Below are 16533 nucleotides of genomic sequence, written 5' to 3' on the forward strand. Positions count from 1 at the left end.
CCGGAAAATCGTTGACCCAGCCCGCCCGACAACCGTAGACTGAACGTAGCCAAATCGATTTGGCCCTGCCCTAGAAGCGCGAAGGACCCCATGACTCAGCTGCGCAGTCTGCACCAAGCCCCGACTCTGCTCGTCCCGGAGAAAGTCCTCCTGCCCGAAGGCGCGCAGACCGGCCACGCGGTGCTCGTCGACGACGGCCGGATCCTCGCTGTCGGCCCCCTCGCCGAGGTGGACGCCCAGGCCCGATCGCTGCTGACCGACGCGAACGCCGCCGACCCGATTCCCGGTGCCACCGCGAATCCCGCGGACCCGAGTCCGAGTGCCGACCGGACGCCCGCCGAACCTGTCCGCATCGATCTGCCCGGACGCCTGCTCATGCCCGGCTTCATCGATGCCCACCACCACCTCACCCAGACCTTCGGCAAGTCCCTCGTCTTCGGCGAACCCTCCGAGATCTTCCAACGCGTCTGGGTGCCCATGGAGTCGAACATGGACGCCGAAGCCATCGACGTCGCCACCCGCCTGGCCGCCTGGGAATCCCTGCGCGGCGGCTTCACCACCGTCACCGACGCCGGCACCCGCTCGAGCGTCGACGTCTCCGCGATCTCCGACGTCACCATCGACGTCGGCCTGCGCTGCGTACTCGGGGTCATCTGCAACGACCTCGGCGGGGGAGTGCGCACCTCGACTGTCGCCGAGGTGGTCGCCGCCGCAGAACGCCATCTGAGCAGGTGGGACGCCGAGTCCCTGGTCCACCCGTCCCTGGCCGTGTCCATCCCTGAGGTGGCCTCCGACGAGGCGCTCGTGGCGATCACACGCCTTGCCCGGGAGGCTGGTGTGCCGTTCCAAACCCACCTCAACGAACACATCGTCGCCGTCGAACGCTCCCTCATCTCCGGCGGTGAGCGTCCGCTCGAACGACTGGCCCGCCTCGGTGCGCTGGGTCCCGAGCTGCTCGCCGCACACGCCACTCTCCTGACCCCGCGGGAGATCCGACTGCTCCGCGACTCCGGTGGCGCAATCGCCTACAACCCGGTCGCCAGCTCCTGGAAAGGCAACGCAGTGGCACCCGCACTGCTCATGCACGAACTCGGGATGCGTATCGGACTCGGCACCGACGGTACCCGCTCGGATGCCTTCCGCCTCCTCGACGCCGCCGAGACTGCGCAACGACTCACCGGCGGAATGGACGTCATCGACTCGTCGACCGGCGGCGGCTGGACCTGGCTCGAACAGGGTCTGCGCGGCGGCGCCGACGCGGTTGGACTCGGCGGTCAGATCGGGGAGATCTCACCCGGTGCCCGTGCCGACCTGATCGTGCTCAATATCGACACTCCGGAGTTCGTGCCCTCCTGGGATGTGCCCTGGGAACTCGTCCGTCTGGCCAACCGCGACCAGATCGAAGCGGTCATCGTCGACGGCAAGCTGCGCCTCGAGGGCGGTTGGCCCGTCGACTGGGACGGCCGCGACTTCCTCGAGCGTGCGAAAGACGTCTCCCGGCGGGTGGTGGAGAACTCCCCGATCACCCGCATCGACCCGAACGCGGCCGACCACCGGGCACGGTGGATGGCCGAGCACGGGAACACCCCGGTCAACACGTCGCGGAACGGTGGGACCGCCTCGGTGAACGCACCGTGGAACGGCGGCGCCGCCTCGGCGAGCACGCCGCGGGTCGGTGGGGCCGCCTCGGCGAGGGATGACTTCTGATGTCGATGCTCGCTTTTGCGATCATCGCCGCGGTCGTCCTCGTCTCTGCGTTCGTGCAGGGGTCGACGGGGATGGGGTTCGCGATGATCCTCGCGCCCGTCGTGACGTTCATCGACCCGAGCCTCATCCCGGTGATGCTGCTCGTGCTGATGATTCCGCTCAATCTCTACATCGCCGCGCGCGAGCGTGAGCATATCGACTGGACCGGCGTGAAATGGATCAGCGTCGGACGGTTCGCGGGCACATTCGCGGGTCTGTGGATCCTCGTCATCGTCAACCTGCACCAGCTCGCGCTGCTCATCGGCTGGTCGACGCTCATCGCCGCGGTCGTCGCGCTGCTGGCGCCGAAGTTCACTCCGAACAAGCCGGTGCTCGCGACGGTCGGGCTCGTCACCGGAGTCACGGAGACCTCGACGGGCATCGGCGGCCCGCCCTATGCGCTGGCCTACCAGCACAGTCCCGGCCCGGAGCTGCGTTCGACGGTGGCGGTGTGCTTCCTCGTCGGGGAGATCATCTCCCTCATCGTGCTCGCCTTCAGCGGGCAGGTCTCGGCGGACACAATGGTCACGACCGCGTGGATGCTGCCGTTCCTCGCGGTCGGTTCGTTCCTCTCTCGCTACGTTCACCACCGCCTCGACGGACCGGTGCTGCGCTATATCGTCCTCGGCTTCGCGATCGTCTCCGGCATCATCGTCATCGTTCAGGCGTGAGGTTCCGGGCAGGGCAGGGCGAATCATGGGCAGGTCTGAAGCCCCACCTCCCATGCCCGTGTGAAGTAGGCTGATTCCATGCCCGACTTCCCGCGCGCGCACCGCGTCACGATCGCCGATGTGGCGCGTGAGGCCGGAGTGTCGCGGACGACTGTGTCCCATGCACTCAGCGGTCAGGGCAAGGTCAACGCCGCCACCCGGGCCAAGGTCAAAGAGGTCGCCGAGCGGCTGAACTACCGGCCCAGCGCCCGTGCCCGCAGCCTGCGCTCGGGCAAGTCGCAGACCCTCGCCCTGCTGTCCTCGATGCCCGCGGCAGTATCCGCCGGGTCGTCTCAGCTGGGCTTCTTCACCGAACTGGCCATGGGATGTGCGCGGACCGCTCTGCTCGAAGGCTACGTCTTCGTCCTCGCCCCACCCACCGAGGCGGCTGACCCCGTCGATCTGCTCGACATCGATGGTGCGATCCTCCTGGAGCCCACCGTCGATGATCCCCTCGCCAAGGCGCTGCGTGACCGTGCCATCCCCTACGTCACGATCGACGGACCTAGTTCGAGAGCTGGCGACGACGCCCTGACCTCTGACGAGGCAGAGCCGGCGCGTTCATCGACAGCTTCGACCGGAGCCGACAGCAAGTGGAGTATCGACCTCCACCACCGTGCGATTGCTCAGCTGCTGCTCAATCATCTCCTCGCCCAGGGAGCCACGCAGCCGGCGCTGCTGGTCAGCCGCAGCTTGCGCGGAGCGCAGATCGCGGCCCGTGAGGTCTATGCCGAGGCCGCAGCCGCCCGCGGTTTCGCACCGCTGATCGCCGAGGCGGACGAAACCTCCGGAGAAGACGGAGCCTTCGCCGCCGCCGAGGAGCTGTTGGCCGAGCACCCGGACATCGACGCGGTGCTCGCGCCCATCGACACCTTCGCCACCGGCGCGGTGCGTGCGGCGCAGGAGGCCGGTCGAACGGTCGGCGAGGACCTGCTCGTCGCCACCCGCTACGACGGCTTGCGCGCACGCACGAGCACACCACCGCTGACCGCGGTCGACCTCGGCCTCGAGGCGATCTCGAGTGCGGCGGTCGAGATGCTCGTGACCGTTCTCGACGGGGATCACTCATCGAATGCGGCTGCTGGCCTGGACGGCGACACGGAACCTGCCGCCCTGAACGGAGGCGACGCGGAATCCGCCGCCCTGGACGGCGGCGACGCGAATCCCGCCGCTGCGGACAATTCTGGGCCGACCGCCTCGGCGGGTTCGATGGGCCCTGTCCTCGTTGTCAGGGAATCGACGGCCGGCCGATCGCCGGACCGGAGCGGATACTGAGCCGGATGCTCAGGCGGGGAATCCGGCCCGCCGGCGAATCTCAGATCCGACTCCGGGTCGAACCTCAGATTCGGTAGTCAGCAGGTCTCTGGTCGAGCTTGCTCGGATCGGCGATCGGAGTCCGGGCCTTCGGGTGACGGTTGCGCTTGCCGGTGTGGTGGAAGAGCAGGTTGAGCAGCACCGAGACGAACGCGGCCATTGCGACACCGCTTCCCAGCAGGGACGATGCCGTCTGCGGCAGCTTCGAGTACATTCCGGGTAGGAGCACCGGCATGAGGCCCGCGGCCAGGCCGACGGTCGCGGTGATGAGGTTGCCCGTCTGGTTGAAATCGATCTTCGCGAGCATCTGGATGCCGAGGACGGCGATGATCGCGAAGACGACCACGGCGGTGCCGCCGACGACGGCCGAAGGCACGCCGTTGAGGATGCGGGCGACGGGGCTGAGTCCGATGAGGATGAGGAGGATTCCGGCGATCGCGGTGACGTAGCGGCTGCGCACACCGGAGGCGCGCACGATTCCGACGTTCTCGCCGCTGGTGACCATCGCCGGGGTGCCGAAAAGGCCGCCGAGGATGGTGATGATGCCGTCGGAGCGGATGAGGCGGGGGACCGCGCGGTGGGGTTCGACCTTCTTGCCGACGATCTCACCGTTGATGATCGTCTGTCCGGTCGCCTCGGCCATCGATGCGAGCGCCCATAGCAACATGGGGATCGCGGCGATGAGATCGAACTTCGGCGAACCGAAGGGAAAGAGGGTCGGCACGGCGAACAGCGGGCCGTCGGTCTGACCGGAGAAGTCGGTGGCGCCCATGAACGCGCCGACGATGGTGCCGCCGACGAGCCCGACCGCCACGGAGAGTTTGCCGAGCATCCCGCGGAAGAACCGGAAGCACACGATGGTGATGAGGATGGTGATGAGGCCGAGCAGCAGGTTCTGCGGGTCGCCGAAGTCCGGTGAGTCCGGTTCGCCGACCATGAGTTTGCCGGTGACCTGAACGAGGTTGATGCCGATGACGATGACCATGATCCCGATGACCAGCGGCGGGAAGAACTTGAGCACCTTGACGAACAGCGTCACCGCGAGGATGTAGAAGACTCCCGTGAGCAGAACTGCGCCGACCGCGGTCTCGACATCGGTGCCCTGCGCGATCGTGATGAACAGGATCGTCGCAGCCCCGCCCGGGAGCATGACGAACGGCAGCCGCACACCGATCTTCCACGCGCCCACCGACTGCAGGATCGACCCGAGACCTGAGAAGACGAAGACCGCCGACAGCACTGCCGAGGTGGTCTGCGCATCCAGTCCCAGTGCGGTGGCGATGAGGAACACCGACGAGATCGGGGTCGCCACCATGACGAGGACGTGCTGAATGGCGAACGGGACGAGATTGCGGATCGGCCGCAGCTGATCGACGGGGTGGACCGCCTTGCCGGATGTGGTGGTGTCCGTGGATGGCATTGTATTGGTGTTGGTGTTGGTGTTGGTGTCGACGGCGGCGTCGGCGTCGTTGCCGACTGTGCTGCCGGTGTGGTCCGGATCGGGTGTTGCGGGCATGGCACTGCTCCTCGATGCACATCGTGATCGGCCTGAAATACAGCGGCCAAATCGATTTGTTCAATCGTGCATCGAGGGAGCGTTGGTGTCAATAAACGATTCGGATTTCGGACAGATCGCCGAAAAACGGGCTGAGCGTCGAGAAACGCATGTACGCACCCGTTTCTCGACACTCAGCCCGTTTTTCGACGGAGGAGGGGGAGGCTCAGGCGGCGATGAAGCTGAGGACGACGAAGGTGCCGAAAGAGACGAACGGGGCGATCGCTGCGACTGCGATGGCGATGACGCCGGGTGTTCGCCCCCGCCCGGTGACCGCGGCCGTGATGCCGAGGATGATGGCTGTGATTCCCGCGCAGGTGCAGAGGCCCTGGACTCCGACGAGCACGGTCGCCAGGGTCTGATACCAGTCCGGTGTGTCGGTGAAGTAATAACCGGATGCCGCCTCGGAGGGGCCGACGGTGGCGCCCAGGATCACCGAGGCGGCCAGGCTGAGGACCATAGCCACGATCGAGAACGCCACGGCCACCTTGCCCAGCGTCGGCGACTTCGCCGAGGCGGCACCGTCCACTCGGGCCGAAGCCGAGTCATGAACATCGGCCAGATCGTCGGGGTTCGGGGAGGCGTAGATGGGTTGAGCGGGAGGAGTCGGGACTCGAGGCTGCTGTGCCGCGAGCTCATCATCGGTGGGCTGAGGGTACGAGAAGTCCGTCGAAGTCATGCTTCGACGCTATCGACGCGGACCGGCAGCGCCCCATCCTGCTATCCCACGAGCGAGGTCGGGAAAACCTCCCTGCGGGTATGGCCCGACCAGCTGCCGCGAATTTAGGTCGCCAACGGATACTTTCCGCGCGGGCGCGAAGAACCTCCGTTTGTGACCTGAGTTTGCGGTTCAGGGCTTGCGAGCGACGATGAGGAACCGCTTCTGTGTGACCGTGATCGGCTCACTCGACTCGGCCAAGCGTCTGAGGACATCGAGGTTGGACCTGACAGTGAACCCGGGGACATCCCACGGAATATAGGCGAGGTACTCGATGACCGCCTCGACGTCGGTGAAGCGCATCGTTCCCTGCCATTTGCGGGCCGCCTCGATCGCCAGTCCATCACTCTCGACGTCGCTGATGCGCGGTTCGAGCTGCTGTCGCAGATCGCCCACCCCGCCGCCGAAGAGGTCGCGGAACTCCTGCGCCTCCGTACCGTCGACCTGTTGGGTGAGGAACAGTCCGCCCGGGGAAAGGACACGGGCAACCTCGGCGAGGTCATAGCTTTCGTGACGGTTCATCACGAGGTCGAACTCACCGTCGTCCCACGGCATCTCCGGGTGGTGATCGCTGTCATACCGGGTGACTTCGACGCCGTAGTCCTCCAGCATCGAGGCGGCCAAGGGGACGTTGGGCTCCCACCCCTCGGTCGCGGAGATCGTCGGCGAAGGTTCGCCGGGAGGCCGGGCGTCATCAAGACGATCGATGAGTTCGCTGAGGCGCTCGCCGCCTCCCGTGCCCATGTCGAGGCAGCTGCTCGACTCGGCCATTGCGTCGAGGCAGATCTGGTCGAAATCCCACGGCGGATCATCGGCGACGAGGCGGCCGGCCAACGGAGAGAAATTCCAACCGGTCATCGAAGCCGTCTCGTGGATCCAGGCCCATCGCTCGTGGCGTTCGTGGGGAGTCTCGTCGCGCGTGCGACTGCTGTCGGCATATTCGGGCATGTCCACACTCCTCTGCCGGGTGGCTCGGCACCATCACCGAGCAGTTCTGCAACTCTGCCGGACGGCTCAGCGCCGCGGTGGCGCCAGTGCCGTACTTCGACTCTAGGCCAAAACAGGATCGAGGTGCGGGAAGTGGCGAAGAATTCTCCGGACTGAGACATGGACTCCGGCGTGAAGTAAGCGGGCGCCTATGCGACGAAGCAGAAGATGAACACGGCGAGGCTGACGACGAGCATGCCCAGGCAATTCAGCCAGAAATCCCGGCCGATATAGCCGGCCCGCAGATGAGCGGCCCCGGCGCAGAGGAAGTAGACGACGAGGCCCGCCGCGGCCGCCGCGCCGAACCCGGGAATCCAGATCCCCGCCACCAGGCCGGCCGCAGCGAGGAACTTCACCACCGCGAGCACCCACCACCACTCCCGTGGGAAGCCGACGCCGTCGAGGCAGGCGGCGATCGCTCGCGGTGGACGGAAGGTGAGCAGGCCGTCGCCGAAGACGATGACCGCGAGGACGACGGTCGGCCAGATCGGGCAGCAGGATCATCGTGAACCTCTCACAGCGAGCCCCGGACGCGAGTGTGGAAGACGATGCTGGCCAGCATCGCTTCGACGGCGTCATCGAGGCTCATCGTCGTCGCCGCCCACCGGAAGAGGATGCCCAGGTACGAGTCGTAGAGTGCTGCGGCGCTGGCCCGCGCATGGTCCTCCTTGATCCCGATCGAGACCAGCGATCCGCTCAGTCGGCTCTGCAGATCCGCAGCGAGGGTGTTGAACACCTCGGGCTCGCCCTTGACCCGCATCATCGCCGCAGCGTAGTCCCGTGACAGGTCCTCGTGTTCGGCGAAGAACTCGAGGAAGGGCAGGAAGAGCTCGAGCAGATGACGCTGCACCGCCGAGGATGGTCGTGACGGACCCGTGTCCCTGGGGCTTGCCCCAGCGCCGGCTCTCACCCCGACCGAACCTTCGGCCGTCGAGCTCCCGCGCTCCGAGAGACTCCCGCGCTCCCACAGGCTCGCTCGCCGAGGTGGTGGTGTGTAGGTCCCGTCCTGCAGCTGCCCGATCCACCGATCGAAGCACCGGACGAGGATCGCGTCCTTGTCGCCGACCGCCATCACTCGGCCCACCGACACCTCCGCGGCCTTGGCGATCGCCCGAATGGTTGTGGCCTTGAAGCCGCGGTCGAGGAACAGCTCGGCTGCGGCACCGATGATCCGATCCTCGGTCTGTCGGCGCTTGCCGGACCTCAGCTGAACGTGTTCACTGGCCATGCTCGAACCTTAAGTCCTTCCGTGTTCACTTTCCAGACCACGTGTCGTGTTGCCCTCAACAGGAAAGTTTATGTACCTTAACTTTATGAACGTCGATCCCTCTGCATCGGTGCGCACCCGTGAGCGTGGGCGGAAGAAGCACGGCCGGAAGAAGATCTCCACCGCAGTGCTCCTCGGCCCGGCCTTCGTCGCCGCCATCGCGTATGTCGATCCGGGCAACGTCGCGGCCAACCTCACCGCCGGTGCGGAGTACGGGTACCTCCTCGTCTGGGTGCTCGTGGCCGCGAACCTCATCGCCGTTCTCGTCCAATACCTGTCCTCGAAGCTCGGACTCGTCTCCGGGCAGTCGCTGTCGAGCCTCCTCGGTGATCGACTTCGGAAGAGGTCCCGCCTCGCATATTGGGGGCAGGCCGAGGTCGTCGCCATCGCCACCGACCTCGCCGAAGTCATCGGCGGTGCGATCGCACTGAAGATCCTCTTCGACTTGCCGCTCCTGCTCGGCGGCGTCATCGTGGGCGTGGTGTCGCTGTTCCTGCTGTCGATCCAATCCACCCGCGGTCAGCGTCCCTTCGAATTCGTCATCATCGGATTCCTGGTCATCATCGCCATCGGTTTTCTAGCAGGCCTGTTCGTCGGGGACGTGAATTGGGGGCAAGCCGCAGGTGGAATCGTGCCGCGGCTCGAAGGCACGAACTCCGTGGTGCTGGCCGCGAGCATGCTCGGCGCCACCGTCATGCCCCACGCGATCTACCTCCATTCGGCACTGTCGGTCGATCGTCATCGTGACAATGCGACCGCCTCGACCGGGCAGCTGCTGCGCGCCAGCCGCTGGGACGTCGTGCTCTCCCTCGTCGTCGCCGGTTCCGTGAACATCGCGATGCTGCTGCTGGCCGCCGCAGCGCTGCGCGGCCAGACCGGCACCGACACCATCGAAGGTGCCCACGCAGTCGTCACGGCCAACCTCGGCGAGGTCGTCGGCCTCTTCTTCGGCATCGGACTCCTCGCCTCGGGGCTGGCCTCGAGCGCCGTCGGATCCTATGCAGGCGCTTCGATCATGCAGGGCCTGCTGCGGGTGAACATCCCGATCGTGTGGCAGCGCGCGTTCACGATGATCCCCGCGCTCATCGTTCTCGCCATCGGCGTCGACCCGACGTGGGCGCTCGTGCTCAGCCAGGTCGTGCTCAGCCTCGGCATCCCGTTCGCGATGATCCCCCTGGTCAGGCTCACGAGCAGCAGCCGCGTGATGGGCGAATTCGCGAACGCGCGCTGGATCACGCTCATCGCCGTGGCCGCCTCGGCGCTCATCATCGCCCTCAACGTCGTGCTCATCGTTCTGCTGGCTCTCGGCGTGGACTGACACTCACCGAGGCGGGGCGGGGCGGCCGGCTTGGGGCGATGCGGATCGGACTCGTGTATTCGCGCGCTTACGGCGCATCGCTGCCAAGCGACGACCGATGAGCCCGTGTCGAGGAGCGAAGAGATAGACGAGCGCGAAGATCGCGCCCTGCGAAAGCACCACCATCCCTCCGGATGCGGTGTCGAGGTAGTAGCTCGAATAGAGACCGATCACTGCGCACAGAATCGAGATCACCGGGGCGATGAGCAACATCCGCTGGAACCTGTCCGTGAGCAGGTATGCGGTCGCACCGGGCACGATGAGCATTGCCACGACGAGCACGACCCCGACCGCCTGCAGTGCGACCACGGAGGTCAGGGCGAGCAGCCCGAGCAGGGCAGCGCCGAGGAGGCGCGGATTGATCCCCAGCGCATGTGCATGAGTCGGGTCGAAGGCGTAGAGCGTGAAATCGCGGTTCTTGGCTGCGAGCACAAGCAGGGTGATCACCCCGAGGATGGCCACCTGGACCAGTTCGGAACGCGAGACGCCGAGGAGGTTGCCGAAGATGATGTGGTTGAGGTCGACGTGCGAAGGGGTGACGGAGATGAGGACGAGGCCCAAGGCGAAGAGAGAGGTGAAGACGATGCCGATCGCCGCATCCTCCTTGATTCGGCTGGTATCGCGGACGGCTCCGATGAGTCCGACTGCGAGGAATCCGAAGATCACCGCACCGAGGGCGAACGGCGCGCCGACGACATAGGCGAGAACGACTCCGGGCAGTACTGCATGCGAAACGGCATCGCCCATGAGCGACCAGCCGATGAGCACCAGCCAACAGGAGAGAACGGCGCACACGACCGAAGCGATCAGAGTCGTCGCCAAGGCGCGGAGCATGAAGTCGAAACCGAAGGGCTCGAGCAGGAAATCGATGAGAGTCATGCCGTCTCTCCTTCGATGCGGTCGGCTCGGTCGGAGTTGGGACGCTCACCGTCCCGGGGTGTCTCGCTCGCACCGGACGGGTCGAGGCCGAAGGCCAGGGCGAGATTCTCCGGTCGGAGCACCTCGGCGGGAGAGCCGTGGAGGAGGACGCGGCGCATCAGGAGGATCGCCTCGTCGGCGAGTGCGGGCAGCGCGTTGAGGTCGTGAGTGGACACGAGCACCGTCGCCCCCGCCTCGGCGAGTTCCTTCAGCAGGCCGGTGATCGTCGCCTCGCTGCGTTTGTCGACGCCGGCGAAAGGCTCATCGAGGAGCAGGATCGTCGCCCCCTGCGCGAGTCCGCGGGCGACGAAGGCCCGTTTCTTCTGCCCGCCCGAGAGCTGACCGATCTGCCGGTCGGCGAACTCGGTGAGTTCGACGCGGGCCAGAGCGCTCTCGACGGCCTCGCGATCGGCTCTCCGGCTCATCCGGAGTGGGCCCATGCGGCCATAGCGACCCATCATCACCACATCGCGGACCGAGAGTGGGAAATCCCAGTCGACGTCCTCGCTCTGAGGGACATAGCCGAGTGCTCCGGACCTGCGGGCCCGCCGTGTCGGGCCGCCGTCGATGCTCACCCGCCCGGAGTCGGGGTCGACGATGCCCATGATCGTTTTGAACAGGGTCGACTTGCCCGAGCCGTTCATCCCGATCAGTCCGCAGATGCGTCCCCGCTCGAGCGTCAGGGAGGCGCGATCGAGAGCGAGCGTGTCCCCGTAGTGGACGGTCACCTCGTCGACGGTGATCGCCGGTGGTGCATCGCCGACCGGCCCGACCGTGGAGCCCGTCTGTTCGGTCACGGACGCGGGAGCTGCAGAACTCACGATTCGCTCCCGGTCAGTGCCTCGGCGATGACCTGCGCGTTGTGGCGGATGAGGTCGAGGTAAGTGGGCACGGGGCCATCGGCCTCCGACAGCGCATCGACGTAGAGCGTGCCGCCGAATTCGGCCTCGGTGGCTTCGACGACCCGATCCATCGGCGCCTGGGAGACCGTGGATTCGCAGAAGACTGCGGGCACATCGTTGTCCTCGACGAAATCGATCGCCGAGGTGATCTGGCCCGGTGTCGCCTGCGATTCGGCATTGACCGGCCAGATGTACTTCTCCCTCAGTCCGGCATCGCGTGCGAGGTAGGAGAACGCTCCTTCGCAGGTGACCAGCGCCCGTTGGGACTTCGGCAGCGTGGAGAGGTCCTCGACGAGGTCGTCCTGCACCGTCTGCAGCTGTTCGCTGTAGTCCTTCGCGTTGGCAGTGAAGTCATCGGCGTGGTCCGGGTCGAGGTCGGCGAAGGCGCGGGCCATGTTCTCGGCGTAGATCTGGACGTTGAGCGGGCTCATCCAGGCGTGCGGGTTGGGTTTGCCTGCGTAGGCGTCCTCGGTGATCGAGAGCTCGTCGACCCCCTCGCTGACGACGGTATGAGGGACGTCGACCTCGTCGACGAACTGGGAGAACCACTGCTCGAGGTTGAGCCCGTTGTCGAGCACGAGATCGGCCTTCGCAGCCTTGCGGATGTCACCTGGGGTGGGTTCGTAGCCGTGGATCTCGGCCCCGACCTTCGTGATCGACTCGACCTCGAGGTGCTCGCCCGCGACATTGTCCGCAATGTCGGCGAGCACCGTGAAGGTCGTGAGCACGACCGGTTTGTCGCCGGCGTCCTCGGCCGTCGCGGCGCTGCCGCAGGCGGCCAGACCGAGGGGGAGGGCCGCGGCCAGGGCGGCAGTGAGTCCGCGACGAGAGCGGGGAATCGGGTGCCCGGTGGGGGCGTTTCCGGGTGCGGATGGGGCATCGGCGGCGGTGGTGGAATTGCTGTGCTCAGACACGAGGGGCTCCTTGTCGTCGGGGGTCCCGAATAAAAGTTAAGGTACGTTAACTTTATGCCCTGAGCTGAGGAAAGCCAAGTCGTAAAGGCCCCGCCGGAACGGCGGTCCATTCCGCTGACGGAGGAGTGTAGCGGGTGGTGTGGCGATGGACCTTCGCCGAGGCGGCTCTCAGTTCCGAGGTCACCGACGTGTCCTTGTGGAATGGGGAATCACGTCGCCGAGGGGGCGCCTCAGTCGGGGAGGATCCCCGACCGGGCGAGGACGGTGAGCCTGCGCGCGAATTCGGCGGCCTCCTCGGGGTCGGTGCCGTGCAGGCGGAAAGCCGGTCGGTCCCGGAACTGCACGACGGCGGTTGCCTGCCCGTGATCGGCTCGAGTGCTCGCCCCGACCAGTTGTTTCGGTGCCGCCTCGTCGATGATCTCCGTGCTTCCTGAGGAAGTCGGGCGGGTGTGGACCAGTCGGGAAGGTGTGACGAGGAGGAACTCGGCACCGCGCGGATTGCGGTTGCCGATCTTCAGCCACACGGACTCATCTCGGTCGAGGGCGTCATAGGGCGGCGGGGTCGGCCCACGGCGACGGGCTCGCGCGGAGAGCTTCTCCTCGCCGGCGCTGGCGACGGCCATCCGGCGGGCTCCGAGCAGAACGACGACGGAGACCACCGCAAGCGGGATGGTGATGGTCGCGGCGATGACCGTGTTCGCGAAGGAGAGCCAGGCGAACAGGGCCCCGGCGCCCATTCCGAGGATGACGTTGCCGGCCACGAGCCAGAGCGCCAGGCCGGTGCGGCTGCGCACCGCCACTGTGACTCCGGCCATTGCCAGACCGAAGTTCGTCGAGGCGACGGCTGCGGCGCACAGAACGAAGAATGGGAGGGGCGAATTCGTGAAGTCACCCCATACGGTTCCGGGAGCACCGGGTGCGGATGCGAACGTGTGCCACAGCAGTGCTGCGAGGCTGAAGCACAGCCCGAACAGCGGCCCGATGCCGGTGACGGCGATGAGCGGATCCCTGGTGAAGAGGGTGAGCGATCCGCGTGGGGCTCCGCTCAGCTCGGATTCGGGTCCTTCGCCGCGGTCGGATCCTGTGAAGAAGATGATAGAGACGAAGGTGATCAGTCCGATGAAAGCGAATGTGAACGGAGCGGCGGCCTCGGCATCCATGAGGTTATCGGAGGTGGGAGATACGCGAGCCAGGCCGGTGTTGACGACGAAGAACACCACAGTCGCCACGGCGCTGAGGGCGAAAGCGCCGGTCAGTCCGTGGGACAGCGCTCGGTTTCGGGTGCTCATGGATGGTCAGCTCTTCAGTGCGCGCATAGTCGGTCAGCCCTTGCGCAGGTCGGTCGGTCGGATGAGGATGCGCGGGTCCGAACGCACCCACCACGGCTTCGGTTCTCCGGCTGCGGCGGCCGCTCGGCGCTCGGCGCGGGTGGCATAGCGGTAGGTGAAGACGCGGACGCGGATGAGGTCCGGGGCAGCACCGTCGAAGGGGTCGCGGCCCATCAGTCTGCGGATCTGCACATCGCCGGAGCCGATCGCGCGCAGCAGTGCGGTGAACCAGGTCTGTCGGTAGTCACCGAGCGCGGCGAACCACATGAGCCAGTCGAGCCTGAGGTGATAGGGCGCGACGACAGGCCCGCGACGAAGAACGTCGCCGGGTTTGCCCTTGAATGGATACTCGCGCCAGCTCTCGCCGTCCCACCCTTCGATGATGATCTCGTTGCGGGTCTCGGTCATCGATCCGAAAGCGCCGTAGGCATTGCCGAGGCCGAGCCGATTGAAGCTCGCGTTCATCAGCTGTTTCGGTGAGAAGAGGTTGCGCAGCGCCGGCACGTTCAGCCAGGCCTGCCACGCGACGAAGACGAGGACGATGATCAGCCACCAGACCGGCAGGGTCGCGACCGGATCGGGGACAGCGACGAAGTCGGCCGCCTCGGTGGTGGTGGTGGGATCGGTGAATATTCCGATGACGGAATTCCACCCCCATTCGGGGAACGGGCCGCCGACGATCCAGCGGAAGAAGGTGTCGCTGATGCCGGAGCAGGCGAGCAGGATCGTCGCCCAGTTCAGCCACGCATAGTTGCCGCTGACGATGAGCGCGAGCTGGGTGAGGATGATGGCGACAGCTGCGAAGGAGGCGATCGGCTGGGGCAGGAACAGCAGCCACGGTGCGGCGAGCTGGACGATATGGCTGCCCAAGGTCTCACTCTTGTGCCACCAGCCGGGCATGAGGTGGGTGCGCCGGGAGAGAGGATTCGGCATCGGCTGGGTCTGGTGGTGGTAGTCCATCGCGGTGAGGTCGCGCCAGGACGAATCCCCACGCATTTTGATCATTCCGGCCCCGAACTCGACGCGGATGACGAACCAGCGCAGCAGCAGGATCATCGGCAGAGTCGGGGCCACCTCGTGAGAGCCGAGGAACCCGATGAGGAACCCGGCTTCGAGCAGCAGCGATTCCCAACCGAAGCCGTAGAAGCGCTGCCCGATCGAGACGATCGAGAAGTACAGCGCCCACATCGCCAGGAATACCGGAATGGGCACCCATGCGGGGCCGGCTTGGGGCAGACCGATGATCGCCGAGGCAGCCAGGACCATTCCGATCACGCAGACGAGGCGCAGTCGCCGGTCCGAATACGCAAACCGCTTCCAGCGGAAGATCGTCGGCGCCTGTCGGGCCGAGGTCAGCGCGATGAAGCGCGGAGCCGGTGTGAGCCCCCGTTCGCCGAGGAGAGCAGGGAACTGGTTGAACGCGGAGGCGAAGGCGATGAGGAAGAGCACACCGAAGCCGCGTTGGATGATCTCGCGGGAGATTGTGTAGTCGCCGGCGGTGAGGAGGGCGACCACCTGGCTGAGGTCCATGGCTTAAGTATCCTCCTCCTGCGGAAGACGGCCGGTCGTGGCCAGAGAGGTCAGTGCCTCGGCGAACGTGTCTGCCTCGCTCGGGTCCCCGCCGATGAGTTCCATGTCCGGGCGGTCCCGGAAGTGCACCGAGGTGGTGTGACCGGCCGGGCGGAATGCTGTGCTGGCTCCGCGCAGCTGTCCCGGATGTGCCTGGTCGAGGATGCGGACCTGCCCCGGTCGTGTGGGTCCGGTTCCGGTGCTGGTGGGTGCGGCCAGGAGGAGCCGCTGGTTCGTGGCGGCGAGGATCTGTCCGGCCGGGTTCTCACGGTCGGCGAAGTGGAGCATCAGGTGCTCGCCCGGGGCGAGGCCCATCAGCAGAGCCTGCAGACGAGCTTCGTGGGCAGCATCGATCCGGGTGGTGACGCGTGCTCGGGCGACGGCGAACAGGCGGGCCGGGATCAGGGCGGCTGTGGTGACGATGAGGCAGATCGCCGTCATCGTCAGCGCCACCGGAGTTGACAGGGTGAGAATGTTCGAGGCCACGACGCCGATGGTGATGGCCAGAATCGCGATGACAACCGAGACGATGAGGAAGATCGCCCAGAGCGTGCGGTGGAAGGCATCGGCGACCGCGCCGAGGGTGAGGCTGAGGTTGACGGTGGCCCACAGTCCGAACAGCAGGGCGAAGGCCGGCAGCGGGGATGATGTCAGGTCGCCCCAGACGGTGCCGGGAATACCGGAGTCCTTGGCGAAGGCATGCCAGATGAAGATGACGATGACTCCGCAGACGGCCCACACCGGTCCGACAGCGAACACCCGATGCCAGGGACTGCGGACAAAGGCGGTGGGCGGCTGTCTGCGTTTCACTCCATGGGGATCCTCGGCCAGTTGCGCACGGGCGCGGCTGCTCCCTGCCGGCGGTTTGTCCTCGTAGAAGGCGAAAGCGGCGAGGGCTGAGAGCAGGAACAGCGCTGCCGCACCGATGCTCGGCGCCCGATCTGGGTCGATTTCCCAAAGCAGAGTGTTGCGCAGCGGGTTGAGACCGGCATTGGCGAGGAAGAACGGAACCGAGGCGAAGACGGCGAACCCGATCCCGAATACGAGCGCACTGCCCTTGGAGCGTCTGTCCCTTGTCATGCCTCTATCCTCGCAGGAACTCTGTGAACCCGGGGCGCTGAGATGTTCCGGATCCGTTGCGTGGCAGCGAATAAGTAAGGAGCGGTGACCGTGTCGGTCACCGCTCCTTCTGGACGCATCCGTCACCGAGGCGGCTGTGCACGGGTGGGCACGGCCGCCTCGGCGAGG

The 16533-nt window shown here is 66.3% G+C and carries 15 protein-coding genes; 4 read left to right on the plus strand and 11 right to left on the minus strand.

Features of this window, described 5'->3' with window-relative positions; genetic code table 11:
• Positions 1-90 precede the first annotated feature (90 nt).
• From AC3CD9_RS18145 to AC3CD9_RS18155, 3 genes are all read left to right on the plus strand, one after another.
• Complete coding sequence (locus AC3CD9_RS18145; protein ID WP_488365391.1) at positions 91-1707, plus strand: amidohydrolase family protein; 1617 nt, start codon at positions 91-93, stop codon at positions 1705-1707.
• Positions 1707-2417, plus strand: coding sequence for a sulfite exporter TauE/SafE family protein (locus AC3CD9_RS18150; protein WP_172172529.1), 711 nt, complete (start codon positions 1707-1709; stop codon positions 2415-2417). Before AC3CD9_RS18145 ends, AC3CD9_RS18150 begins: the two co-directional genes overlap by 1 nt.
• A 78-nt stretch (positions 2418-2495) precedes the next feature.
• The gene (locus AC3CD9_RS18155) at positions 2496-3731 is read left to right on the plus strand and encodes a LacI family DNA-binding transcriptional regulator (RefSeq protein ID WP_488365392.1); all 1236 of its coding nucleotides are present in this window, start codon (positions 2496-2498) and stop codon (positions 3729-3731) included.
• 64 nt (positions 3732-3795) lie between these two features.
• Here the strand turns inward: AC3CD9_RS18155 and AC3CD9_RS18160 are convergent, their stop codons facing one another.
• The 5 genes from AC3CD9_RS18160 to AC3CD9_RS18180 all read right to left on the minus strand — a co-directional run bounded on the left by AC3CD9_RS18160 (position 3796) and on the right by AC3CD9_RS18180 (position 8258).
• Positions 3796-5286, minus strand: a complete 1491-nt coding sequence (locus tag AC3CD9_RS18160; protein ID WP_488365393.1) for a uracil-xanthine permease family protein — start codon at positions 5284-5286, stop codon at positions 3796-3798.
• 205 nt (positions 5287-5491) lie between these two features.
• Positions 5492-6004, minus strand: coding sequence for a hypothetical protein (locus AC3CD9_RS18165; RefSeq protein ID WP_488365394.1), 513 nt, complete (start codon positions 6002-6004; stop codon positions 5492-5494).
• 171 nt (positions 6005-6175) lie between these two features.
• Positions 6176-6991 (minus strand): class I SAM-dependent methyltransferase, encoded by an 816-nt coding sequence (locus AC3CD9_RS18170; RefSeq protein WP_488365395.1) that lies wholly within the window; start codon positions 6989-6991, stop codon positions 6176-6178.
• 188 nt (positions 6992-7179) lie between these two features.
• A complete protein-coding gene (locus tag AC3CD9_RS18175) occupies positions 7180-7518 on the minus strand; it encodes a DoxX family protein (protein ID WP_488367577.1) in 339 nt (112 codons plus the stop codon).
• A gap of 26 nt (positions 7519-7544) precedes the next feature.
• Positions 7545-8258, minus strand: coding sequence for a TetR/AcrR family transcriptional regulator (locus AC3CD9_RS18180; RefSeq protein ID WP_488365397.1), 714 nt, complete (start codon positions 8256-8258; stop codon positions 7545-7547).
• Between the two features lie 85 nt (positions 8259-8343).
• Between AC3CD9_RS18180 and AC3CD9_RS18185 the strand changes: the two genes are divergently transcribed.
• Positions 8344-9615 (plus strand): Nramp family divalent metal transporter, encoded by a 1272-nt coding sequence (locus AC3CD9_RS18185; RefSeq protein WP_488365399.1) that lies wholly within the window; start codon positions 8344-8346, stop codon positions 9613-9615.
• A gap of 3 nt (positions 9616-9618) precedes the next feature.
• Here the strand turns inward: AC3CD9_RS18185 and AC3CD9_RS18190 are convergent, their stop codons facing one another.
• The 6 genes from AC3CD9_RS18190 to AC3CD9_RS18215 form a co-directional block, all read right to left on the minus strand.
• The gene (locus AC3CD9_RS18190) at positions 9619-10533 is read right to left on the minus strand and encodes a metal ABC transporter permease (RefSeq protein WP_488365401.1); all 915 of its coding nucleotides are present in this window, start codon (positions 10531-10533) and stop codon (positions 9619-9621) included.
• On the minus strand, positions 10530-11315 hold the full coding sequence (locus AC3CD9_RS18195; protein ID WP_488367578.1) for a metal ABC transporter ATP-binding protein: 786 nt from the start codon (positions 11313-11315) through the stop codon (positions 10530-10532). The genes AC3CD9_RS18190 and AC3CD9_RS18195 overlap by 4 nt, the downstream gene beginning before the upstream one ends.
• Positions 11316-11389: 74 nt before the next feature.
• On the minus strand, positions 11390-12313 hold the full coding sequence (locus AC3CD9_RS18200; protein ID WP_488367579.1) for a metal ABC transporter substrate-binding protein: 924 nt from the start codon (positions 12311-12313) through the stop codon (positions 11390-11392).
• Positions 12314-12618: 305 nt separating this feature from the next.
• On the minus strand, positions 12619-13677 hold the full coding sequence (locus AC3CD9_RS18205; RefSeq protein WP_488365402.1) for a hypothetical protein: 1059 nt from the start codon (positions 13675-13677) through the stop codon (positions 12619-12621).
• Positions 13678-13710: 33 nt separating this feature from the next.
• Positions 13711-15246: a lipase maturation factor family protein gene (locus tag AC3CD9_RS18210; protein WP_488365403.1), complete on the minus strand. Its 1536-nt coding sequence runs from the start codon at positions 15244-15246 to the stop codon at positions 13711-13713.
• 3 nt (positions 15247-15249) lie between these two features.
• Complete coding sequence (locus AC3CD9_RS18215) at positions 15250-16365, minus strand: hypothetical protein (protein ID WP_488365404.1); 1116 nt, start codon at positions 16363-16365, stop codon at positions 15250-15252.
• Positions 16366-16533: the final 168 nt, after the last annotated feature.

Source organism: Brevibacterium sp. MGP-B1, from assembly GCF_057766545.1.